At 67.2% G+C, this 22,246-nt stretch carries 21 protein-coding genes and 2 pseudogenes; 20 read left to right on the top strand and 3 right to left on the bottom strand.

Features of this window, described 5'->3' with window-relative positions; all coding sequences use genetic code 11:
• Positions 1-74 precede the first annotated feature (74 nt).
• A complete protein-coding gene (locus ASE96_RS10360) occupies positions 75-437 on the bottom strand; it encodes a ClpX C4-type zinc finger protein (RefSeq protein WP_082492678.1) in 363 nt (120 codons plus the stop codon).
• 144 nt (positions 438-581) lie between these two features.
• Here ASE96_RS10360 and ASE96_RS10355 point away from each other — a divergent pair, with 144 nt between their 5' ends.
• The 5 genes and pseudogenes from ASE96_RS10355 (at position 582) to ASE96_RS10335 (ending at position 5,544) form a co-directional block, all read left to right on the top strand.
• Complete coding sequence (locus tag ASE96_RS10355; RefSeq protein WP_162238820.1) at positions 582-1,811, top strand: MFS transporter; 1,230 nt, start codon at positions 582-584, stop codon at positions 1,809-1,811.
• A gap of 685 nt (positions 1,812-2,496) precedes the next feature.
• Positions 2,497-3,406 (top strand): annotated as a pseudogene (locus ASE96_RS19565) (DUF222 domain-containing protein); the annotation flags it as partial.
• 1 nt (position 3,407) lies between these two features.
• Positions 3,408-3,630 (top strand): annotated as a pseudogene (locus ASE96_RS19560) (HNH endonuclease signature motif containing protein); the annotation flags it as partial.
• 1 nt (position 3,631) lies between these two features.
• On the top strand, positions 3,632-4,019 hold a 388-nt coding region (locus ASE96_RS19555), incomplete at its 5' end, for an HNH endonuclease signature motif containing protein (RefSeq protein ID WP_235500202.1).
• A 178-nt stretch (positions 4,020-4,197) separates the two neighbouring features.
• On the top strand, positions 4,198-5,544 hold the full coding sequence (locus ASE96_RS10335) for an MFS transporter (protein ID WP_056429616.1): 1,347 nt from the start codon (positions 4,198-4,200) through the stop codon (positions 5,542-5,544).
• 94 nt (positions 5,545-5,638) lie between these two features.
• Here ASE96_RS10335 and ASE96_RS10330 read toward each other — a convergent pair whose 3' ends face one another.
• Positions 5,639-6,286 carry an acVLRF1 family peptidyl-tRNA hydrolase gene (locus tag ASE96_RS10330; RefSeq protein WP_056429614.1) on the bottom strand — a complete coding sequence of 216 codons (648 nt, stop codon included), beginning with the start codon at positions 6,284-6,286 and terminating at the stop codon, positions 5,639-5,641.
• A gap of 60 nt (positions 6,287-6,346) precedes the next feature.
• Here ASE96_RS10330 and ASE96_RS10325 point away from each other — a divergent pair, with 60 nt between their 5' ends.
• The 15 genes from ASE96_RS10325 (at position 6,347) to nusB (ending at position 20,870) form a co-directional block, all read left to right on the top strand.
• Complete coding sequence (locus ASE96_RS10325; protein ID WP_056429613.1) at positions 6,347-7,777, top strand: replication-associated recombination protein A; 1,431 nt, start codon at positions 6,347-6,349, stop codon at positions 7,775-7,777.
• A 248-nt stretch (positions 7,778-8,025) separates the two neighbouring features.
• Complete coding sequence (locus tag ASE96_RS10320; RefSeq protein WP_056429611.1) at positions 8,026-8,424, top strand: hypothetical protein; 399 nt, start codon at positions 8,026-8,028, stop codon at positions 8,422-8,424.
• 275 nt (positions 8,425-8,699) lie between these two features.
• Positions 8,700-9,326, top strand: coding sequence for a 30S ribosomal protein S4 (rpsD, locus tag ASE96_RS10315; RefSeq protein WP_024364981.1), 627 nt, complete (start codon positions 8,700-8,702; stop codon positions 9,324-9,326).
• Positions 9,327-9,471: 145 nt separating this feature from the next.
• The gene (locus ASE96_RS10310) at positions 9,472-9,846 is read left to right on the top strand and encodes a DUF948 domain-containing protein (protein WP_056429609.1); all 375 of its coding nucleotides are present in this window, start codon (positions 9,472-9,474) and stop codon (positions 9,844-9,846) included.
• A gap of 20 nt (positions 9,847-9,866) precedes the next feature.
• Positions 9,867-10,133, top strand: coding sequence for a DUF6167 family protein (locus ASE96_RS10305; protein WP_235500200.1), 267 nt, complete (start codon positions 9,867-9,869; stop codon positions 10,131-10,133).
• Positions 10,134-10,311: 178 nt separating this feature from the next.
• The gene (gene alaS / locus ASE96_RS10300; RefSeq protein WP_056429607.1) at positions 10,312-12,990 is read left to right on the top strand and encodes an alanine--tRNA ligase; all 2,679 of its coding nucleotides are present in this window, start codon (positions 10,312-10,314) and stop codon (positions 12,988-12,990) included.
• Between the two features lie 10 nt (positions 12,991-13,000).
• Positions 13,001-13,612, top strand: coding sequence for a Holliday junction resolvase RuvX (gene ruvX, locus ASE96_RS10295; RefSeq protein WP_056429605.1), 612 nt, complete (start codon positions 13,001-13,003; stop codon positions 13,610-13,612).
• A complete protein-coding gene (gene mltG / locus ASE96_RS10290; protein ID WP_056429603.1) occupies positions 13,596-15,341 on the top strand; it encodes an endolytic transglycosylase MltG in 1,746 nt (581 codons plus the stop codon). The genes ruvX and mltG overlap by 17 nt, the downstream gene beginning before the upstream one ends.
• On the top strand, positions 15,338-16,261 hold the full coding sequence (locus ASE96_RS10285) for a shikimate dehydrogenase (protein ID WP_056429601.1): 924 nt from the start codon (positions 15,338-15,340) through the stop codon (positions 16,259-16,261). The genes mltG and ASE96_RS10285 overlap by 4 nt, the downstream gene beginning before the upstream one ends.
• Before the next feature lie 26 nt (positions 16,262-16,287).
• A complete protein-coding gene (aroC, locus tag ASE96_RS10280; protein WP_056429599.1) occupies positions 16,288-17,487 on the top strand; it encodes a chorismate synthase in 1,200 nt (399 codons plus the stop codon).
• A gap of 20 nt (positions 17,488-17,507) precedes the next feature.
• Positions 17,508-18,110 (top strand): shikimate kinase, encoded by a 603-nt coding sequence (locus tag ASE96_RS10275; protein ID WP_268753754.1) that lies wholly within the window; start codon positions 17,508-17,510, stop codon positions 18,108-18,110.
• Positions 18,107-19,198, top strand: coding sequence for a 3-dehydroquinate synthase (gene aroB, locus ASE96_RS10270; RefSeq protein ID WP_056429597.1), 1,092 nt, complete (start codon positions 18,107-18,109; stop codon positions 19,196-19,198). Before ASE96_RS10275 ends, aroB begins: the two co-directional genes overlap by 4 nt.
• A complete protein-coding gene (locus ASE96_RS10265; RefSeq protein WP_056429595.1) occupies positions 19,198-19,716 on the top strand; it encodes a tetratricopeptide repeat protein in 519 nt (172 codons plus the stop codon). Before aroB ends, ASE96_RS10265 begins: the two co-directional genes overlap by 1 nt.
• A 180-nt stretch (positions 19,717-19,896) precedes the next feature.
• Positions 19,897-20,460: an elongation factor P gene (gene efp / locus ASE96_RS10260; RefSeq protein WP_056429593.1), complete on the top strand. Its 564-nt coding sequence runs from the start codon at positions 19,897-19,899 to the stop codon at positions 20,458-20,460.
• Positions 20,460-20,870: a transcription antitermination factor NusB gene (nusB, locus tag ASE96_RS10255; RefSeq protein WP_056429591.1), complete on the top strand. Its 411-nt coding sequence runs from the start codon at positions 20,460-20,462 to the stop codon at positions 20,868-20,870. The genes efp and nusB overlap by 1 nt, the downstream gene beginning before the upstream one ends.
• A 60-nt stretch (positions 20,871-20,930) precedes the next feature.
• Here nusB and ASE96_RS10250 read toward each other — a convergent pair whose 3' ends face one another.
• The gene (locus ASE96_RS10250; RefSeq protein ID WP_156367558.1) at positions 20,931-22,196 is read right to left on the bottom strand and encodes a PrsW family intramembrane metalloprotease; all 1,266 of its coding nucleotides are present in this window, start codon (positions 22,194-22,196) and stop codon (positions 20,931-20,933) included.
• Positions 22,197-22,246 lie beyond the last annotated feature (50 nt).

Genomic DNA, 22,246 nt, shown 5'->3' with positions numbered 1-22,246 from the left:
AACTGCGAACGCATCCGGCCAGATCGCGGCGTCGCCTTGCAGTGTAGGCGACCCCACTGATCGGGGCACGGCTGTCAGCGCGGGGGCTGAAACCGTTCCCATGCTGATTGCCTGGTCATTCCCAGCGACGCGCCGATGCGCGCCCAGCTGATCCTTCTTTCGCGCGCGGTTCCGACCCAAGCACCCAAACGCTCCTCGACCTGCGAGGCGACGGCGGCGATCTCCGGCAGGTGCGCCAGCAGTTCGTCGTCAGTCATTCCTGACCAGGGAGCCCTGACCGTTGATTCCTTCTTGCGGCTGAACAATTCCATGGCCGCCGCGGCACAGTCCGGGCAGATGGCAACGCCGGGACCAGCCACCAATCGACGTGACGCACTGGCCGGTCCTGCGCAGAAGCTGCACATCAGGGGCCCGGCCAAAGGCAGGTCCTGTCCCATGACACTCTCCTTCGGTTGACTCATAGACGATCTCCAGCCTACTTGACGCGTCAGGTTTTGCCTGACAGGTTGTCAGGCGTGACCTTACAACACCAGATCGACGCCGGAAGCCGGCCACCGCCCGCAGTGCCTCTGATGGGGCTGATGGCTTTCCGAAAGCTGTGGACTTCCAGCGCGTTCGAAGGGGTCGGGGACGAAGCAAGCCGCGTCGTGATCCCGATCATTGCGGTCTCAATGCTCGGGGCTGGCTCCTGGGAGGTGGGGATCATTAACGCCCTCGGTTTGAGCGCGTTCCTCGTCCTGGGTCTGCCGGTCGGCGTCTGGGTGGACCGGCGCCGTCGGCGCAGGCTGATGATCACCGCGGACGTGGTCCGCATGGTGGTGGTCCTCAGCGTTCCGGCGGCCTTCCTGGCGGGTGCCATGACAATCGGGCACTTGTTGGTGTGCGTGGCGCTGATTAGCGTCGCCGATGTTGTCTTCACTACGGCACATGGAGCGTTTGTCCCTTCGGTGGTGGGCAAGGATCGGATCAGCGACGCCCAGGCCCGGCTGCAGTCGGCCGCCAGCGCGGTCGCCGTCGGCTCCCCGTCCGTGACGGGGACGCTGCTCAGTGCCGTTGCTGCACCGTTTGTGCTGGTGACAGCTGGAATCTCCTACGCCCTGTCGGCACTGGCTCTCCGGAGCATCAAGGTCGACGAAGACATCAGGCGAGCCCGGGAACACGAGGGATTCTGGCTGACGGCCCGGCGCGGCTTGTCCTTCACCGTTCGCCACTCGGTGCTCAGGGGCCTATTCCTGTCAGGAATGATCCTCAACGCTGCGACCATGTTCGGCAGCGCGGCCCTGGCGGTTTATGCCCTCAACGTCCTGGGACTTGGCCCCGCTGTTTTTGCGCTGCTCAGTACCTTCGCCGCCATGGGAGGGCTCGTTGCCACACTCGCAGCGCCGGCCATCCTGACACAGCTAGGCATAGGAAGGACGAGGATTCTCGCAGGCGTGGCTTGCGTCCCGGTCGTTGCCCTGACGCCGCTTGCTCCGGGCCTGCCATGGTTCCCGGCCCTCTGGCTCGGCGTCTCCGCGTTCGGGTGGGCCTTCCTCGTCGTGGTCATATCGGTAGCTGGCGCCGGTATCATCCCGCGTATCGCGCCCTCCGGCAGGCTCGGAACAGTCATGGCCAGCAACAGGCTCTTTGTCCTCGGAATCATGCCTGTCGCCAGCCTTGCCGGTGGTGCGCTGGCCTCATGGATAGGTGTCCAACCCGTGCTCTGGATTTGGGCCCTGCTCGCCGGCGTCTCCGCAATCCCCATCGCACTTTCGCCGATGCGGAGCTGGACAAATTTCCCTGCAGGCTTCGACAGCTCGAGTTTGGATTGACTCGAGCCACTGCAAAAAATGGCCTGAGCGCTGGCGGGGCGAGGTCTAACCCGGCAGCAGAGTGTCGTCAATGGCTCGCAGCCAACTAAATTGCGGATGGCGGACTGCTCCGTGGTGGTTCCCACTACGGGCAGGGGGCAGTCCTGGCCTCAGTTGCAGCACCGCCGGCGTCATCACTAAATTGTCGGTGGCTCGCGGGATCATAAGAGTGTGGAAAGCAGGGCAGGGTGGAGTGCGGACTGCCGGGAGGCGGTGGACGCCGTTACCGCGTCCGTTGCTGCGCTGGCTGCCCTAATCAACGCAGCGGAGGAACGCGCTGATTTGCCTGGTGCTGATCTGTTGCGGGAGCTGGCGGATGCGTGCCTGGACGGGATGGCCGGGGTGGCGCGGCTGGATGCCCGGTCGGCGGCGGTGAAGGTCCGGCTGGCCGCGGCGTACGCGGAGGTTTCCCGGGCTCTGGCTNCTGGACGGGATGGCCGGGGTGGCGCGGCTGGATGCCCGGTCGGCGGCGGTGAAGGTCCGGCTGGCCGCGGCGTACGCGGAGGTTTCCCGGGCTCTGGCTCCGCCGGTGGCGTCGCCGCAGGAACGCACTGCGCAGGAGATGGCTGTGGTCGCGGAGGTCGCGTGTGTCCTCACGGTCAGTGAACGGTCCGCCTCCGCACTTCTGTCTGACGCTCAGGTATTNACGCACTGCGCAGGAGATGGCTGTGGTCGCGGAGGTCGCGTGTGTCCTCACGGTCAGTGAACGGTCCGCCTCCGCACTTCTGTCTGACGCTCAGGTATTAACGACGGCGCTGCCGCTGACCCTGGACGCCCTGCAGGCGGGGACGATTTCCTGGCAGCACGCCCGGATCATGGCCGACGAAACCGCCAGTCTTGATCCGGCGGGCGCGGCGGGGCTGGAGGCGCATTTCCTGGACCCCGACGCCCCGGATCCGGCCCGGGGGTGCCCGGCCGGGGCCCTTGTTCCGGGCAGGTTCCGGGTGAAGGCACGCACCTGGCGCGAACGCCACCACCCGGTGAGCATCGAGAAACGCCACGCCAGGTGTGCGGCGGACCGGCGGGTGGAGTTCGTCCCGGACCGGGACGGCATGGCCTGGCTCAACGCCTACCTCCCGGCCGACACCGCCGCGGGGATCTGGGAACGGACCACCGCCGAGGCCCGCGCCCTGCAGAGCCCGGGCGAGGCCCGGACCCTGACCCAGCTCCGCGCCGACATCGCCGCGACCTGGCTCCTCACTGCCGGACTTGAGGATGGCGGTACCGCCGGCGGGACGGCCGGGGCCTCCGGCGGCCGGACCGGGCTGGGTGGTGCGGGCGGGGGTGTGCTGTCGCCGCGGGCGCAGGTGCTGGTCACCGTCCCGGTGCTGTCGCTGCTGGGCGCCACTGACGAACCCGCCGTCCTGGACGGGTAGGGGCCGATCCCGCCGTCGATGGCGCGCCGGCTGGTCGCCGACGGCGCCGATTCCGTCTACCGTGTCCTGACCGACCCGCGGGACGGGGCGCCGCTGGAAATCGGCCGGGCCAGCTACCGTGTCACGAAGGCCCTGCGGCAATGGCTCCGGCTCCGCGACGGCAAGTGCTCCTTCCCGGGCNGACGGGGCGCCGCTGGAAATCGGCCGGGCCAGCTACCGTGTCACGAAGGCCCTGCGGCAATGGCTCCGGCTCCGCGACGGCAAGTGCTCCTTCCCGGGCTGCAGCAACCCCTCGCTGGATAACGAGGCGGACCACCTCCTGGCCTGGGCCGACGGCGGCACCACCGGCATCTCGAACCTGGGACAGCCCTGCCGCAAACACCACCGCCTCAAACACGGATCCGNGGCGGACCACCTCCTGGCCTGGGCCGACGGCGGCACCACCGGCATCTCGAACCTGGGACAGCCCTGCCGCAAACACCACCGCCTCAAACACGGATCCGTCTGGACCCCCACCAGTGCCAGCAAGGACAAACCGCCGGGATGGATCTCACCATCCGGCCGGACCTACCCCAGCGAACACCAGGACTGGGAACCACCCCACTGGCCCAACCAGGGCAGTCCCCCCGACCCCGGCTGCGACCCCGACCTGGAACTGCCCATAGACCCGTTCCCGGAGTGGCACGTGTTCGCGGCCGCACATCCAATACCCGCTGCAGATACGGACGCTCGGGGCTGGCCAGAGGACCGTGGCGAACCCGTTCCGGAATTTCCTCTGCTTCAAGGTGTCTGAGTGACTCGTCGCCGGACCGTGGACGACGTCGAAGACCTGGACAACTTCACTCGTTCCCCGGAACTGTGTCAGGATTCCGAATCCGAGCGAGGGTGGACATAACGATGACGTCGATTAGGCCAAACGGTCCGTTTGACGGCGACAGTATGCTGCAAGTCACCGGATGATTGGAGGATAAATGGACGCCCCCGTCAATGGCTCGCCGCTAGCGGGTTCGAAGCTTCGGCCCTACCGGCCATTCGTTCGGTTCTGGCTTGCCTCAACGGTGTCCGATTTCGGCACCTACATCACCACCTTGGCCCTGTCGGTTCTGATATTGGTGACGATGAACGGAACACCGTTGGACCAGGGTCTGGTCAATGCTGCCCGGTGGACCCCATATCTCCTTTTCGGGCTCGTTGCCGGAGTCTGGATTGACCGGTTCCCCCGACGTACGGTACTCATCGGCGGAGACGTCGGCCGTGGCCTGATCCTCGCGGGCGTGTGCGTGACGGCGCTGACAGGCGCTATCTCGGTTCCGGCGTTGACGATCCTGATGTTCGCTTTCGGCACCCTGGCTCTGACCAGTGACGCCGCGTATCAGAGCTTCCTCCCGCAACTGGTCCCCAGGTCCCTGCTGACTCAGGCGAACGCCCGACTCCAGCAAAGCGATACCGTGGCCCAGACCACGGGAAGCGCCGTAGCCGGTGGTCTTGTGGCACTGGTATCCGCCCCTGTGGCCCTTCTTGTGGATGCCGTGTCGTATTTTTTCTCGGCAGCCATTCTCCTGACCCTGGGACGGCCATCCGGCCCGCCGGCAGTTCGCAGCAAGCAAAAACTTCATCGAAAGATCGGGGAGGGTCTGCGCTGGGTCTATGGCCATTCCCATCTGGCGCCCTTGGCATGGAGTACCCACATCTGGTTCATCGGTTCCGCCATCCTCGGGACTGTCTTGCCGACGGTGATCCTGAATGACATGCGTTTGGGTGCCGTGGGGCTGGGTTTGGTGATGGGGTGTTCCGGAATCGGGGCCGTCGTCGGCACCACCATGTCCACTCGGCTGGGGCACCGATGGGGTACGGGCAACGCCATGGTTGCGGCGCGGCTGGCCCAGCCCCTGGCTATCGCCTTGGTGGCGCTGGCGCCCCTCGCCGCCGGTGGCGCACACACTGGAGAGACCTACGGTTCTCCGCTGGACTGGCCGGGAGAGTTGTGGGCTGCGTTTGCTCTGGCTGGCTTCGGTCAACTGCTCTTCGGCATGGCCATGGGAGTCGAAGGGCCCCTGGAAATGGGCTACCAGCAGGCTGTGACGCCGGACAGGCTCATAGCCCGCATGAGTGCCACCAGGCGTTCGGTGAACCGAGGAATGATCGTCATCGGAGCCCCTTTGGGCGGCGTCATAGCCATCGCCGTGGGCCCTGCGACGGCGCTCTGGGCAGCCGTTGCCTTCCTCCTGCTATCCGCCGCGGTGCTTCTCTTCTCCCGGTTCAGAGGCGCGCGGATTGAAGACCAGCAACTATGCGACGACGAAACACTCGTCCCCTGACCAGGCGGTCCAGGGCTCGCAGTCCTCGCGCATTGCCCCCTGATCGAGAGCTTGCCGAACAGGTCGAGGAGAAGCTTCAGTCCCGCAGCCGCCCCTACGACGGCGGATCCGTCACCAGGATCCGCACCGCGCACAGGTCCGCGGCGGCCTTCTTCAGCACGGTGGCGCGCGGGTCCGGGACGTCCAGGAACGCCAGCCGCGGGCCGGCGGCGTACTGCTTCAGCACCGGCTCGGCGAGGACCTGTTCGGCCAGCGTCCGGTCGCCGCCTGGCGCCACGTACTCGATGAGGTGATCCGCGAATATCCGGGCGGCATGCTCGGCGACGGCCTCCACCAGCGCGTCGGCCTGGTTGGCCCGGCGCCGGGCAAAGCGCTGCTGGGACCAGCCGCCCGCAGCCGTCCGGGACTGGACATGGCGCGTGCCGGTCTTGGACGCCAGCACGGCGCCGCCGCTGACCACGGCCACCGAGTAGCCGCCGCGGCGGACCAGCACCGCCCCGATGCCCCGCGGCTGGGACGCCAGGGAGGCCATGCGGGCCACCGCGTCGCCGCCGCGTCCGGGACGCCCGTCCGCCGGCCACGGCGCCTGCAGCAGGGCCACAGCCCCATCCGCGGCACGGAGCTGCAGCCCGCCGTCGAGCTCCTCCTCGCTGAGCTCGCCGTGGCTCGCCGCGAAGCGCTCCACCCACCCCGGCAGCCGGGCACCGGAGACGAACGCCACACGGGTGCTGGGGGTTGTCATGGCGCGGGTCTCCGTAATGAGGGTGTCTGGGCGGGCGGGAACTAGAAGTAGCCTATCTATGTGGATGATCTCTTTGGCGCAGGGCGGGACAGCGGCGCCGCAATCGAGGATGACGGCGACGCCGAGGAGTCGGGCGAGAGCCGCAGAGTCTCCCCGCGCAGCCCGCTCGCCGTCAGGATGCGGCCGCGGACGCTCGATGACGTGGTGGGCCAGCAGCACCTCCTCGGCCAAGGCTCGCCGCTGCGCCAACTCGCCGCCGGTACCGACGCCACCGGCCCCGCGGGCCCCAGTTCACTGATTCTCTGGGGGCCCCCCGGAACCGGCAAAACCACGCTCGCGCACGTCATCGCCAAGGGTCCGGGGCGGAAGTTCGTCGAGCTCTCCGCCATCACCGCCGGCGTCAAGGACGTCCGGCGCGTCATGGACGAGGCCCTCACCGCCCGGGACCTCTTCAAGACCACCACCGTGCTGTTCCTGGACGAGATCCACCGCTTCAACAAGGCCCAGCAGGACGCCCTGCTGCCCGGCGTCGAGAACCGCTGGGTGGTCCTGGTCGCGGCGACCACCGAAAACCCGTCCTTCTCCGTCGTCTCCCCGCTGCTCTCGCGGTCTCTCTTGCTGACCCTCAAACCGCTCACGGACGCCGACGTCGAGGGCCTGCTCCTGCGGGCCGCGACGGACGCGCGCGGGCTCGGCGGCAAGGTGGAACTCAGCGACGACGCCCTGGCGCACCTCGTCCGGCTCTCCGGCGGCGACGCCCGCCGTGCGCTGACCGCTCTCGAGGCGGCCGCCGGCGTCGCGTTCGGGGACGCGGACGACGCCGACGGGACCGGTGACAGCGGAGCCGCGGCTCCGGTGAAGATCGACCTCAAGCACACGGAACGCGCCCTCGACGTCGCATCCGTGCGCTATGACCGCGCAGGCGACCAGCACTACGACGTCGCCAGCGCCTTCATCAAATCCATCCGCGGCTCGGACGTCGACGCCGCCCTGCACTACCTCGCCCGGATGCTCGAGGCGGGGGAGGACCCGCGGTTCGTGGCCCGGCGCATTGTCATCTCCGCGGCCGAGGACGTCGGCATGGCGGATCCGACGGCGCTGCAGACCGCCGTCGCCGCCGCCCAGGCCGTCCAGCTGATCGGCATGCCCGAAGGCCGCATCATCCTGGCCGAGGCCGTGGTCCATCTCGCCACCGCACCCAAGTCCAACGCCGCCTACATGGGAATCAACCAGGCGATCGCCGATGTCCGCGCCGGCCTCGGCAACGGCATCCCCGCCCACCTGCGCGATGCCCACTACCCGGGTTCCAAGCAGCTGGGCCACGGGCAGGGCTACAAATACGCCCACGACGCACCGCACTCGGTGGCCACCCAGCAGTACCCGCCGGACGACCTCGTGGGCCGCAACTACTACGAGCCGACCGCCAACGGCGCCGAGCGGGACATCGCCACCCGGCTGGACCGGCTGCGCAGGATCATCCGGGGAAAGTGACCGGCGTCCCCGGAAACTGCCCGTTGACTTCCGGACCCAGAGGTCTAACGTTGACTTAAATCAGCAAAGACCTGCTGAACGTGCGTGCTTGGGCCGTGAACGGACTAATTAATGGACCGTGATCCGGCCAAGGAAAATGCAGCACATCTCGCCGGCACATCGCTTCCCGGACACCAGGCAGGCGGCCGGCACTTCAGTAGCCTGGCTCCCTGCGAGGCTTCGCCACCAGCTTCAAGGTCGTGTCTCACATGCCCGTAAATTTCGTCACAGCCCTGGCCGTTAAGTCCTTTGATCTGCCGGACAAGAAGCGGTGCCCGGACAACGCCGAATTCGACCTTGTCACCGTCAACGACTTCTCCGTGGCCCGCCTGATCCTCGGCCCCGGCTGGCGATGGTCCGAGTCCATCAGACCCTTGGAGGGGACCGAACTCTGCGAGCACCACCACCTCGGGTTCTGCATCGCGGGGGTCATGGAAGTGGAATCGTCCGGAGGGGTGCGCACCACGATCCGCGCCAACGATACCTACGCAATTCCGCCCGGCCATGACGAGTGGGTTGCGGGAAGTGACCCGTTCGTGGCGGTGGAATTCCTGGGTGCGGCCTCCTTCGGCCGGCGCAGCGGCCGGGGCGTGCATGCCAGGATCTGACAGGAGGCTTGCGCTGACAAGCGGCGCTGACAGGCGGGCCTGATAGACGGACCTGAGGGGCGGCCGGCGCTGGCAGCGGCCTACAACATGGTAAGGTTGTTCGTTGTCTGGCAAGGCACAGACGCACAATCCACCCGATTCCAGCATTGCACGCTGTTGCGATGTCCAGCGGATGGGTTTGCCCTGGGCCCAGTAGCAAAAGGCAGCGGTTGGCCGATGCTCTCCATCGTGGAGGCCAGTAACACTGACACACCGCAGATATTGGAAGGACACAAGTGGCTAACAACACTCGTGCTCGCCGTACCGCACGCCTTTCGCGTGCACTCGGCATCGCTCTGACCCCCAAGGCCGCCAAGTACATGGAGCGCCGCCCGTACGGCCCCGGTGAGCATGGCCGTGCCCGCAAGAAGCAGGACTCCGACTACGCCGTACGTCTGCGCGAAAAGCAGCGTCTGCGCGCCCAGTACGGCATCCGCGAAGCCCAGATGACCCGTGCCTTCGAAGAAGCACGCCGCACCAAGGGCCTGACCGGTGAAAACCTGATCGAACTGCTCGAAATGCGTCTCGACGCCCTCGTGCTGCGTGCCGGCTTCGCCCGCACCATCGCCCAGGCCCGCCAGCTGGTTGTCCACCGCCACATCCTGGTCGACGGCATCCGCGTTGACCGCCCGTCTTTCCGCGTCTCTGAGGGCCAGCTGGTCCACGTTCACAGCCGCAGCGAGTCCATGCCTCCGTTCCAGGTTGCAGCAGCCGGCGCTCACCGCGACGTCCTGCCGATGGTTCCGGCATACCTGGACGTCAAGCTTGACGCCCTGCAGGCACGCCTGGTCCGTCGCCCCAAGCGCTCCGAGGTCCCCGTGACCTGCGAAGAGCAGCTCGTCGTGGAATTCTACGCACGCTAGATCCAGCGCGACACCTTACAAAGAAGCCCGTGGCACGCGCCACGGGCTTCTTTGTATGTAAGGTACTTGGGGGAGTTCTGCGGTTGCCGGCTGAGTCAGCCGGAGACGCCCGCAGATACACGACGCAACAAGGAGATGAACGACTATGACTGGTGGCGATATTGCCGGCCTGATCGCGGCCGGAGTGTTTGCACTGCTGGTCCTGCTGCTTGCCGTACCGATTCTGAAGCTCGGGGGAGTGTTCGACGAAGTGCGGACGTCCATCCGGTCGATCAGCGACGGCGCCACCCCGCTCATGGATGAAGTCACCGCCACCGTCACCACCACCAACGAGCAGCTGAAGAAGGTCGACGGGATCGCGAACAACGTCTCCGACGCGTCCGCCAACATCTCGGCACTGTCCTCGCTCATGGCCGCCACCGTTGGTTCGCCGCTGATAAAGGTCGCGTCCTTCAGCTACGGCGTCCGCTCGGCCTTCTCCGCCCGCAAAAAGCCCGCCACCGGCCGCCGCAGCCGCTAATCCCCGCTGGAGAACCTGACATGAACAGAATCATCTGGATGGGAATCGGCGTCGCCATCGGCGTCATCGCCTTCCGCAAAATCACCGAAGCCCAGTCCAACCTGGGCCCCGAGGGCCTCAACCGGGCCGTGGGCCGGCTCGCCGATGGACTGTACGATTTCGCCGACGCCGTCCGCGACGGCATGAACGAGCGCGAGACGGAACTCCGGAGTGCGCTCGGCATCGACGCGGGCCTGGAGAAGGCCGTCAGCAAGAGCACCGCCGGCAAGGATGCAGTCCGGCGCTAGCCGGGAGAGAATGAGACAAACGGTGGCACCCGCATTCGGGGCCGCCGGCACGGCCACTGGCCGGGACCAGACCGTTCCGCGGACCGCACGCGTGAACCCCAACGCAGTGAACTAAACACAGTGAACAAAAAACACAGTGAACATAAACAGTGAATATTGAAGGGTAAGTAATCAGCTCATGAAGTCGCAGGAGATCACCAAGCGCTGGATCGACTTTTTTGTCAGTAAGGGCCACACGGCGGTTCCCTCCGCCTCCCTGGTCTCCAGCGACCCTTCCCTGCTGTTCACAGTGGCCGGCATGGTCCCGTTCATCCCTTACTTGACCGCCCGGGAGGAAGCGCCGTACAAGCGCGCCACGAGCGTGCAGAAGTGCATCCGCACCGGCGACATCGAGGAAGTCGGCAAGACGGCCCGCCACGGCACCTTCTTCCAGATGTGCGGCAACTTCTCCTTCGGAGACTACTTCAAGGAAGACGCCATCAAGTTCGCCTGGGAACTGCTCACCACAAGCGTTGACGACGGCGGCTACGGACTGCCGCCGGAGCGCCTCTGGGTGACGGTCTACGAAGAGGATGACGAGGCCGAGCAGCTCTGGCTCAAGAACACGGGCATGCCCGCCGAACGGATCCAGCGGATGGGCAAGGCGGACAACTACTGGTCCACCGGCCAGCCCGGCCCGGCCGGCCCCTGCTCCGAGATCTACTACGACCGCGGCCCGTCCTACGGCGTCGAGGGAGGTCCCATCGCGGACGAGAACCGCTACGTGGAAATCTGGAACCTCGTGTTCATGCAGTACCAGATCGACAACGTGCGCTCCAAGGTGGACTTCGACATCACCGGCGAACTGCCCAAGAAGAACATTGACACCGGCCTCGGCATGGAACGCCTCGCGATGATCCTTCAGGACGTCGAGAACATGTACGAAACGGACCAGGTCCGCCCCGTCATTGACAAGGCAGCGGCGCTCTCCGGCCGGGAATACACGTCCGCCGAGTCCGCCCAGGACCCGCACCACACCGACGACGTCCGGATGCGCGTCGTCGCCGACCACATTCGTTCCTCGCTCATGCTGATCGCCGACGGCGTCACCCCCTCCAACGAAGGCCGCGGCTACGTGCTGCGCCGCCTGATCCGCCGCGCCGTACGCTCCATGCGCCTGCTCGGCGTCGAAAAGGCCTGCCTCCCGGAACTCCTGCCCGCCTCCCGCGACGCCATGAAGGGCGTCTACCCGATCGTGGAGACGGACTTCGACCGGATCAGCCGGATCGCCTACGCCGAGGAGAAGGCGTTCCTGCGTACCATCGCTTCGGGCACCGCCCGCCTTGAGGACGCCGTCAAGGACTCCAAGGCCGCCGGCCAGCCGCTCTCCGGAGCCGACGCCTTCGCCCTGCACGACACTTACGGCTTCCCGATCGACCTCACCCTCGAAATGGCGGAGGAAGCCGGGCTCAAGGTGGACGAGCCCGAATTCCGCAAGCTCATGCTGGAACAGCGCCAGCGCGCCCAGGCCGACGCCAAGGGCAAGAAGGGCTCCCACGCCGACCTCAGCGCCTTCCAAGAGCTGCTTTCCGCCGGCGAGACCGTCTTCACCGGCTACACCGAACTCACCGGCGAATCCAAGGTCCGCGGCATCCTGACCGGCGGCCGCAAGGTCTCCCAGGCCTCCACGGGCGAGGAAATCGAGCTGGTCCTGGCCGAGACGCCGTTCTACGCCGAAGCCGGCGGCCAGGCTGCCGACACCGGACTGATCACCGGCGACGGCTTCGTCGTCGAGGTCCTGGACGTCCAGCGCCCCGTCAAGGGCCTGAGCGTGCACAAGGCAATCGTCCGGGAGGGCGAAATCGGTGCCGACTCCCTCGTGCAGGCGGCCGTCGACCGGGAACGCCGGCACGCCGCCGAGCAGGCCCACACCGGCACGCACATCGTGCACGCTGCCCTGCACCAGATCCTCGGCCCGGAAGCGCTGCAGCGCGGCTCCTTCAACAAGGCCGGCTACCTGCGCTTCGACTTCGCGTGGGGTGAGGGCCTGAGCCCGGCCACACGCTCTGAGATCGAGGAAGTCTCCAATATCGCCATCCGCAACAACCACCGGGTGGAGACCAAGGTCATGGGCCTTGCCGAGGCCAAGGCCCTGGGCGCCATGGCACTGTTCGGTGAAAACTACGGCAACGAGGTCCGCGTCGTGGAGATCGACGGCGCCTGGTCCCGTGAGCTGTGCGGCGGCACGCACGTCGAGAACACCTCGCTGATCGGCAGCCTGTCCCTGCTTGGGGAACAGTCCGTCGGATCGGGAAACCGCCGCGTCGAGGCCTTCGTCGGCATGGACGCTTTCCGGCACCTCGCCGCCGAGCGTGCCCTCGTGACCGAGCTCACCGAGATGCTCAAGGTTCCCTCCGGGCTCCTCGCGGACCGGATTGCCACCACGCTGACCAAGCTCAAGACGGCCGAAAAGGAACTGGAGCGCCTGCGCAAGGAGCAGCTCGCGGCAGCTGCAGCACAGCTCGTTGGCACTGCCAAGGACGCCGCCGGGGTCAAGGTCATCGCGCACGACGCCGGCCAGGTCAGTGGCGCCGATGACCTGCGCGGCCTGGCCCTGGACCTGCGGACCCGCCTCGGCTCCGAGCCGGCCGCCGTCGCGGTCGCCGGGGTCAGCAATGACCGCCCGGTCATCCTGATCGCCACGAACGAGGCCGCCCGCGCGGCCGGCGTCAAAGCAGGTGCACTGGTGCGCCTCGCCGCCGGAATCCTCGGCGGCGGCGGTGGCGGCAAGGACGACGTCGCCCAGGGCGGCGGCACCGACGCCACGAAGGTCGGCGCGGCCCTCGCCGCCGTCGTGGACGCCATTACCCGGCGCTAACGGACGAGCCATGAACGAAGCTGCTGTGCCCGGCGACTATCCCCGGGGCGTGAAACTCGGGGTAGACGTCGGCACCGTCAGGGTGGGCGTGGCGATCTGTGATCGCGACGGCATCCTGGCCACCCCGCTGCGCACCCTGGAGCGGAACGCGAAGAAGAACACCGACGTGCGGATCCTTGCCGCCCTGGCCGTCGAACTGGGGGTGGTGGAGATCTTCGTTGGCCTTCCGCGGACGATGAAGGGCGAGGAACACGCTTCGGCGCGGATGGCCTCGGACTACGCAGTGCTACTGGCGGGTAAACTGGGGGAGCAAGGTTCCGAGGTGCCGGTTCGGCTGGTTGATGAGCGGCTGAGCACCGTGACGGCCCACCGGAACCTGCACGAAGCTGGCATGAGCAGCCGCAATCACCGTAAGGTAGTTGATCAGGTTGCGGCCGCAGGTATCCTGCAGCATGCAATCGATATGCAAAAGGCCAGGGGGACGGAGGTCGGAAGCCGCGTATACGCGGAGTCCGCGCCGGGGCCAACCGGGGATGGCGCTCAGGCCACTCCGGCACTAGACACGCATTCTGCACAACGCATTCTGCCCAAAATGGAAGGCTACAGTGAGCCCGGTCAATAGTGACGACCCCTCCGGTGATGCTTTCGGCGGCGCCGGCCGACCGCTGACGCGCAAAGAAATCAGGGCCCAGGAGAAGTCCCAGGCGACCCAGGGTCACGATGTTATCCCGCCGCAGGCTTTCCAGACGGGCGAGGACGCCCCGCCGGCCGCGCCAGCCGCCGACGCCGGGCGCGGCACCGCCCCCGCCACTGAAGCCGCGTTCCGGCCGGAGCCGATCGAGCCCGCTGACGCACCTGATCTGCCTCCCGCAGCGCCCACCGTGCACGAAGAGCCAGTCCCCGAAGAGCCTGTGCACGAAGAGCCCGAGCATGAAGAGCCGGTGTTTCAAGAAGCTGAGCACGCGCCCGTGCACGAGGAGCCCCGCACCTACGCGCCGGTCCCCGAAGCGCCCGTGCCTGCAGAACCAGTGCATGAAGAACCCCGATTTGAAGAACCCGTCCACGAGTACGCCGGCGCAGCTGCCCGTGAGGACACCGCGCCCCACGACGGCGACATCCCGGCCGGCCACGACGCCCGGCACGACGCCGATTTCCACGCCGTCCACCCTGCCGACGAGGCCCAGTATGGCTATCAACCGGCGGACGGCCACGCTGCTGAATATCACCACGAGGACGACGGCCAGGTTGCGATGGCCGGAGGTGCCCCCATCCGCACGTCCAAAGGCCCGTCCAAAAAGGTCCGGCGTCGGCGCCGCTTTCTTGCGCTGTTGCTGACCCTGTCGGTCTTCGTGGTGGCGGTCGCCGTCGGCGCGCAGTTCCTGAAGCCCCTCCTCGGCGGTGACAAGCTGGAGGATTACCCCGGCCCCGGAACCGGCGAGGTGGTCATCACCGTGCCGGAGGGCGCCGGGCCGAGGTCCGTGGCCACCCAGCTCGAGGATAAGAATGTTGTGGCGAACGCCGACACCTTCCTCCGGGATTTCGTGGCTTCCGGAGGGGCCCTGGCCCCCGGCGAATTCAGCATGCGCAACGAAATGAAGAATTCCGACGCCGTGGACGTGCTGCTGAACAAGGGCCAGGACAAGGTCATGTACGTTGCGCTAAGCGCCGGGCTCCGGGTCGGCGAATCGCTCCAAGCCATCTCCGAGGGCACCGGCGTCCCGGTCGCCGAACTCGAGGCGCTCAATGAATCGCCTGCACAGTTCGGGGTACCGGCCAAGGCCAAGAACCTCGAAGGTTTCCTCGCCCCCGGCGAATACCGGTTCCCGCTCGGCACGCCGGCCAAGGACGTGCTGCAGAAGCTGGTGACCACCACCCTGGACGAGCTCAAGGCCCAGGGCGTCAAGGACCCCGCGAAGCAGTACGACGTGGTCACGGTGGCCAGCATCGTCCAGGCCGAGGGCGGCCAGGCCGAGTACGGCGACGTGGCGGGCGCGATCTACAACCGCCTCAAGCCGAGCAACACTGAGACGAACGGGCTGATCCAGTCCGACGCCACGGTAACCTACGGGCTTGGCATCAAGAGCTTCCACATTGACGAGGAGCAGAAGGCCGACAAGTCCAACCCGTACAACACCTACGCCAATCAGGGATTGCCGGTGGGGCCGATCGGCTCGCCGGGCAAGACGGCCATCGACGCGGCGGCCAAGCCCAAGAAGAACGCATACCTCTACTGGGTGACCATCAACCTGGACACCAAGGAGACCTTGTTCTCCAAGACCCTGGCGGAACACAACGTCTATGTCGCGAAGTACAACGCGTGGTGTGAGGCCAACCCCGGACGCTGCGTATGACGCTCCGGGCCGCCGTGCTCGGGCACCCGATCAGCCACTCGAAGTCCCCGGCGCTGCACCGGGCCGCCTACGCCCACCTGGGCGTGGAACTGGGCTACGAGGCAGTTGACGTGACCGAGGAAGCGCTGCCGGCGTTCATGGCACGGGTCCGTGAGGACCTCCGGCAGGGGCAAGGCTGGCGCGGGCTGTCGGTCACCATGCCGCTGAAATCCGGTATGGTCCGCGAAGTGGACGAGGTCCGCGGCGTAGCCCGCGACCTTGGCGTGGTGAACACCGTCGCGTTTGAGGCCCCGCAGGCGGGGGAGGATCCGGGGACCACCCGCCTGGTCGGCTACAACACCGACGTGGCAGGAATCGTCAACGCGCTGCGCCACGCCGGCGCGGCGTCAGCACCCTCCGCCGTCGTCCTGGGCGGCGGCGGGACCGCCGCGGCCGCCGTCGCCGCCCTGAAGGAACTGGGCGCGCCCTACGCCGAAATCTACGTCCGCGATGTCAGCCGCGCCGCAGAGGCCAAGACGGCCGCTGCCGCCGTCGGCCTGGCCATCCGGGTACTCCCGCTCAGCGGGGCAGCCGCCGCCCTGGCCGGGGCCGACGTCGTGATTTCCACCCTGCCGCCCCGGGCCGCGGACCCGCTCGCGGATGAGCTGGCGGGACTGCTCGCACAGCGCGCCGGCGTGTCGTCCGCTCAAACGGCCCCGGCCCGGCCCGGTGTGCTGCTGGACGTCGCCTACGATCCCTGGCCCAGCCAGATCGCCGCAGCCTGGCAGGAAGCGGGCGGCACCGTGGTCCCCGGGCTGGAGATGCTCATCTACCAGGCCGTGGAACAGGTCCGCCACTTCAGCGGCCTGGGTGAGGCAATGCCGGCCGACGTCATAGATGTGATGTGTGACGCAGTCGGGGCGCCCCGGCGGGTGTTCTAACCGCCTTACATGGCAGGATGGATTTTATGTTGCGTTGGTTGACTGCCGGAGAATCCCATGGCCCGGCCCTGGTCGGAATTATTGAAGGCGTGCCCGCCGGTGTTGAGCTCACCAGCGCCCAGATTGCCGATTCGCTGGCCCGCCGCCGGCTCGGCTACGGCCGCGGCGCGCGGATGAAGTTCGAGCAGGACGTGGTTACGATCCTCGGCGGCGTCCGCCACGGCATCACCCAGGGCGGCCCCGTCGCCATCCAGGTCGGCAACACCGAATGGCCCAAGTGGGAGCAGATCATGTCTGCCGATCCCGTGGACCCGGAAATCCTCGCCGACCAGGCCCGCAACGCCCCCCTGACCCGCCCCCGGCCCGGCCACGCGGACTTCACCGGTATGCAAAAGTACGGCTTTGACGAGGCCCGCCCCGTGCTGGAGCGTGCCAGCGCCCGCGAAACAGCCACACGCGTGGCCCTCGGCACGGTCGCCTCCGCCTTCCTCAAGCAGCTCGGCATCGAGCTCGTCTCCCACACCGTCTCGATCGCCAGCACCGCGGTCCCGGAAGGCCGCCCGCTGCCGGTCCCGTCCAACGTCCTGGCCCTCGACGCCGATCCGCTGCGCTGCTTCGACCGGGAAACCTCCGACGCCATGGTCGCCGAGGTGGACGTCGCGCACAAGGAAGGCGAAACCCTGGGCGGTGTGGTCGAGGTCCTCGCCTACGGGCTTCCGCCGGGACTCGGCAGCTACGTGCACTGGGACCGCCGCCTCGATTCACGGCTGGCGGCCGCGCTGATGGGTATCCAGGCCATCAAGGGCGTCGAAGTGGGCGACGGCTTCCTCACCGCGTCCCGCCGCGGCTCCGCCGCCCATGACGAGATCGTCAAGGACGCCGACGGCAGGATTATCCGAACGTCCAACCGCGCCGGCGGCATCGAAGGCGGCATGAGTATCGGCGACGTGCTCCGCGTCCGCGCCGCAATGAAACCGATCGCCACCGTGCCCCGCGCACTCAAGACCGTTGATGTCAGTACAGGAGAAGCCGCCAAGGCCCACCACCAGCGCTCCGATGTCTGCGCGGTCCCCGCCGCCGGAGTGGTCGCCGAGGCCATGGTGGCGCTGGTCCTGGCCGAGGCCGTGACGGAAAAGTTCGGCGGCGATTCCGTGCAGGAAACCGCCCGCAACATCAAGGGTTATCTGGACAACATTCCGGCGTCCCTGGACTCGATCGGCCAGTAGTGCCGGCCGACACTCCGGCAGTGCCGGCCAAGGACACTGCCCGGCCCATTGCGCTGACCCGGCCGATTGCGCTGATCGGGCCGATGGCGGTGGGCAAATCGGCCATCGGGCAGCAGCTGGCTCACCAGCTGGGGAGCCCTTTCGTGGACACCGACGTGGTGGTTGTTTCGAACCACGGCTCCATCGCGGAGATCTTCGCCAGCCGGGGCGAGCACGCCTTCCGCGAGCTTGAGGCCCGGGCCGTCGCGCGGGCTGTTGAAGACGCGCAGGGCTCAAATACGGTAATCTCGCTGGGCGGCGGCGCTGTTCTGGACTCCGGCACCCAGCAACTGCTCCAGCGCTGCACGGTGGTCTATCTGGAATGTGATGCGGACACGGTGGCGGAACGCATCGCCAGGAATTCGGGCCGGCCGTTGCTGGCCGGAGACGCCATGGAACGATGGAAGACACTGTTCGCCACCCGGCGGCCGGTCTACGAACGGCTCGCCGACCTCGTGCTGGACGTGCGGACCGGATCAGTACCGGATCTCGCCCACCGGCTTGTAGATGCGCTGCGCGGGTACACCGCGGGGACAACCCCGGCCGTACCCGAACCAGCGGGGACAAAGGAAGTTAAAAAGTGATCACCGAATCAACCGTCATCAAAGTCACCGGGCAGACGCCCGGTGAGAATTACGACGTCGTTGTGGGCCGCGGCCTGCTGGCCAGCCTCCCCGGGCTGCTGGGGGAGCGGGTCAAGCGTGTCCTGGTCATTCACCCCCGGGCACTGCGCCTCACCGGCGACACCGTCAGGGAGGAGCTGGCCGCTGCAGGCTACACGGCGCTTACCGCCGAGATCCCCGACGCCGAAGAAGGCAAGCACATCGAGGTGGCCTCCTTCTGCTGGCAGGTGCTGGGCCAGAATGATTTCACCCGTTCGGACGCTGTAGTCGCCGTCGGCGGCGGCGCCGTGACCGACCTCGCCGGCTTCGTCGCCGCCACCTGGCTGCGCGGCGTCAAGGTCATCCACATGCCCACGAGTCTGCTCGGGATGGTGGATGCCGCAGTCGGCGGCAAGACCGGCATCAACACCGCCGAGGGCAAGAACCTCGTCGGGGCCTTCCACCCGCCGGCCGGTGTCCTCGTGGACCTCGACACCCTGGACACCCTGCCCAAAAACGAAATGATCTCCGGCATGGCGGAGGTCATCAAGTGCGGCTTTATCGCCGATCCGGCCATCCTCGAACTGATCGAAAAGGATCCGGCCGCCGTCTCCGATCCCCGCTCGGACGCTGTCCGCGAACTCATCGAACGCGCCATCACAGTCAAGGCCAGGGTGGTGTCCGAGGACCTCAAGGAAACCGGCCAGCGGGAGATCCTCAACTACGGCCACACCCTGGGCCACGCGATCGAACTCGCCGAGCGCTACTCCTGGCGCCACGGCGCCGCCGTCGCCGTCGGCATGATGTTCGCCGCAGAACTGGCACGCAGCGTCGGCCGCCTCAGCGACGCCGACGCCGACCGGCACCGGACCATCCTGGAAAGCCTCGGGCTTCCCATCACCTACCGGCGCGACCGCTGGCAGGCCCTCCTCGACGGCATGCGCCGGGACAAGAAATCGCGAGGGGACCTGCTGCGCTTCGTTGTGCTCGACGGCGTGGGCCGCCCCGGCATCCTCGACGTCCCGGACACCTCGCTGCTGTTCGCCGCGTACCAGGAGATCGCCTCCTGATGGCCTTTGTCCCAGGCGGCACCAGCGACTGGCCGGATGCAGGCTTCCCGGGGATCAAGATCAACCCGGACAGCCTGGTACCCCAGATCGTCAACGAGGAGACCTGCGCCGCGGCGCTGGCAGACTCGACCGACCCCGGCGACCTTATCCTCGTCCGCCTCGTCGAAGGACACCCCGCCGAGGCCGCCGAACTGCTCGCAGAGGCCCGGTACAACGATCCCTCCTCGCTGCGCCTGCGCATATTCGAAGCAGACGTCCTGCGGGTTTCCAACCGCCTGGACCGGGCGGTTGAACTGTTCCGCCAACTGCTGGCGGAGACCCACGGCACACCGGACGAGGCCGCCGTCCGCCAGCACCTCGGCCGGGCCTACTTCGCCAGCGGAAACATCGCCGCCGCCGTCGAGTCCTTCGCCAAGGCACTCGACCTCAGGGTTGCCGGCTCCGCCGACGCGGCACTGATCTACGCCTCCACCGTGGCGCTGCAGCGCGCCCGGGACGTGCTGGATCTCGCCTCCTGAAGCCGGGCCGCCTGAGGGGCGTTGGTGGCTCCGGACCGGTGCGTCCGGCAGCCGGGGCGCAAACCCGGTAGAATGGTTTTTGGATTTTTGATAAATACGCGCTGGCAGCCATTCGGCCTGCTTGCCTGGCATAACCGGCTGGCAGACCTAGGCAGCTAGAAACGAAACCAAGAGGATACAGTGGCAACCACTAACGACATCAAGAACGGAACCGTCCTTAAGCTTGAGGGCCAGCTCTGGAACATCATCGAGTTCCAGCACGTCAAGCCCGGCAAGGGAGGCGCGTTCGTGCGCACCAAGATGCGCAACGTGATGTCCGGCAAGGTGGTCGACAAGACCTTCAACGCCGGACTCAAGATCGAGACCGCAACGGTTGACCGCCGCGACTACCAGTACCTGTACCAGGACGGCGCGGACTTCGTGTTCATGGACACCACCGACTTCGACCAGCTCACCGTTCCGGGTGCAACCGTCGGCGACGCCACCAACTTCATGCTCGAAAACCAGATGGTCAACATCGCCATCCACGAGGGCAACCCCCTCTACATCGAGCTCCCCCCGAGCGTTGTGCTCGAAATCACCTACACGGAGCCGGGCCTGCAGGGCGACCGCTCCTCGGCCGGCACCAAGCCCGCCACGCTTGAAACCGGCTACGAGATCCAGGTGCCGCTGTTCGTCGAGAACAACACCAAGGTCAAGGTCGACACCCGCGACGGCAGCTACCTCGGCCGGGTCAACGACTAGTGAGTGCACGCGGTAAGGCCCGTAACCGGGCCCTGGATGTTCTCTTCGAGGCGGAACAGCGTTCCGTCTCGGCGTTCGATGTACTGAAGTCCCGCCGCGAGCAGACGGACCAGATCGTCAACCCGTACACCCTCGAAATCGTGGAGGGCGTCGTCTCCCACCAGGTGGCGATCGACGAGTTCCTCGAAACCTACTCGCAGGGCTGGACGCTGGAGCGGATGCCGTCCGTGGACCGCATCATCCTGCGGATCGGCACCTGGGAACTGCTCTACAACGACGACGTCCCCGACGGTGTTGCCGTCAGCGAGGCCGTGGCGCTTGCCAAGACCCTCTCAACGGACGAGTCGCCGCAGTTCATTAACGGCCTGCTGGGCCGCCTGCAGCAGCTGAAGCCTTCGCTGCTCGCCTGACCTGCCACATTCCGAAAAACCCCGCCCGGGTCATCCTGGGCGGGGTTCTTTCGTTTCCTGTCAGCCGACGACGGCGGACCGGAGGGCGGCGATCCCGGCAAGCTGGTCCCGCTCATCGAGCTGGTGCACCAGCACGTCCCGGCCGCTGAGGATCCGCTGCCGGGTGAACGCGAGCTGGGTGGCGGCGTGGAGGAAGGCCTTCATCTGCGGACCCCGGCCAATGGAGTCGGCCCAGCGCAGGGCCGAGCGGCGGCCGGCGCTGGTGGCCAGCATGTCCACCTCGGCGGCGGTGAACCAGCCCGCCGCCGCATACTCTTTGAGCCGCTGGCGGGTGAGCCGGCGCTCCGCGACCCGCAGCAGCACGATCACCAGGACCGCCAGCAGGAAGATCGGCACCTGCACCAGGATGTACTGGGCCAGGAAGTCCGTACCCATGCTGTTCCATGCGCTGTGCAGCAGCATCGCGGGGATCAGGCCGACGAAGAACGCCAGCACGGACAGCCCGTTGTGCCAGTGGCGCGCGGCGAGGCCCATGATCAGCCCGGTGGTGCCCGTGAAGATGGCGTGCGCGAACGGTGACATCACACCGCGGAGGAAGAACACCACCACCAGCTCCGTGCCGGGGTCGCTGGACTCGGCGATCGCTCGGCCGAAGTAGAGGATGTTCTCGGTGAACGCGAAGCCGGCCGCGATGGTGAACGCGAACACCACCCCGTCCACCGGCCCGTCGAAGTGTTTCCGGGCGAAGAGCAGGAGCAACAGCAGCCCCAGCGACTTGGCGAATTCCTCCACCACCGGCGCCTGGACCGTGACGGCGAACGTTGTATAGTCCAGCCCCGAAGCAGGCCCCGCCACGAGCGAGAAGTAGGGCTGCAGGAGCATGGTCACAGCAATTGAGACCACGGCTCCCCAGACGAACGCGAACAGCAGCAGCGGCCGCGGCTCGGGTTCCCAGCGGTCAATGAAGCGCACCGTCAGCAGCACAGTCCCCAAGGGGATGAGCGAGGCGATGAAACCGATGACGAATCCGGGGATTCCGGTGCTGCCCAGGAGGAAGGGGAGGACCAGGAAGAGGCTGAGGAACGCAAGGAATCCGCCGGCCAGCACCAGCCCCGATGCCCCCGCGGAACTGCGGCCGCGGCGGACCGCAGGAGGGCCCGGCGGAAGGACCGGCGGGAACCGGCCCGTGTCGTTGGGCGGCGCCTGCCGGTAGTACTCCGGGTGGACATGCCCCAGCCACGAAGGGTTGGCCTGCTGCGGCAGCGGCCGCTGGCCGGGGGAGTAGCCGAGGTGATCCTGTCCCGGCCGCGGCTCGTTCGTCGTCATGGACTCGAGCCTATGTCCGTGTGAGCTTAAACGCATGCCGGCGCCGCCGG

Origin of the sequence: Arthrobacter sp. Leaf69, from assembly GCF_001422645.1 — a bacterium.
Lineage (GTDB): Bacteria > Actinomycetota > Actinomycetes > Actinomycetales > Micrococcaceae > Arthrobacter.
This window is presented reverse-complemented; position numbering and strand designations above follow the sequence as displayed.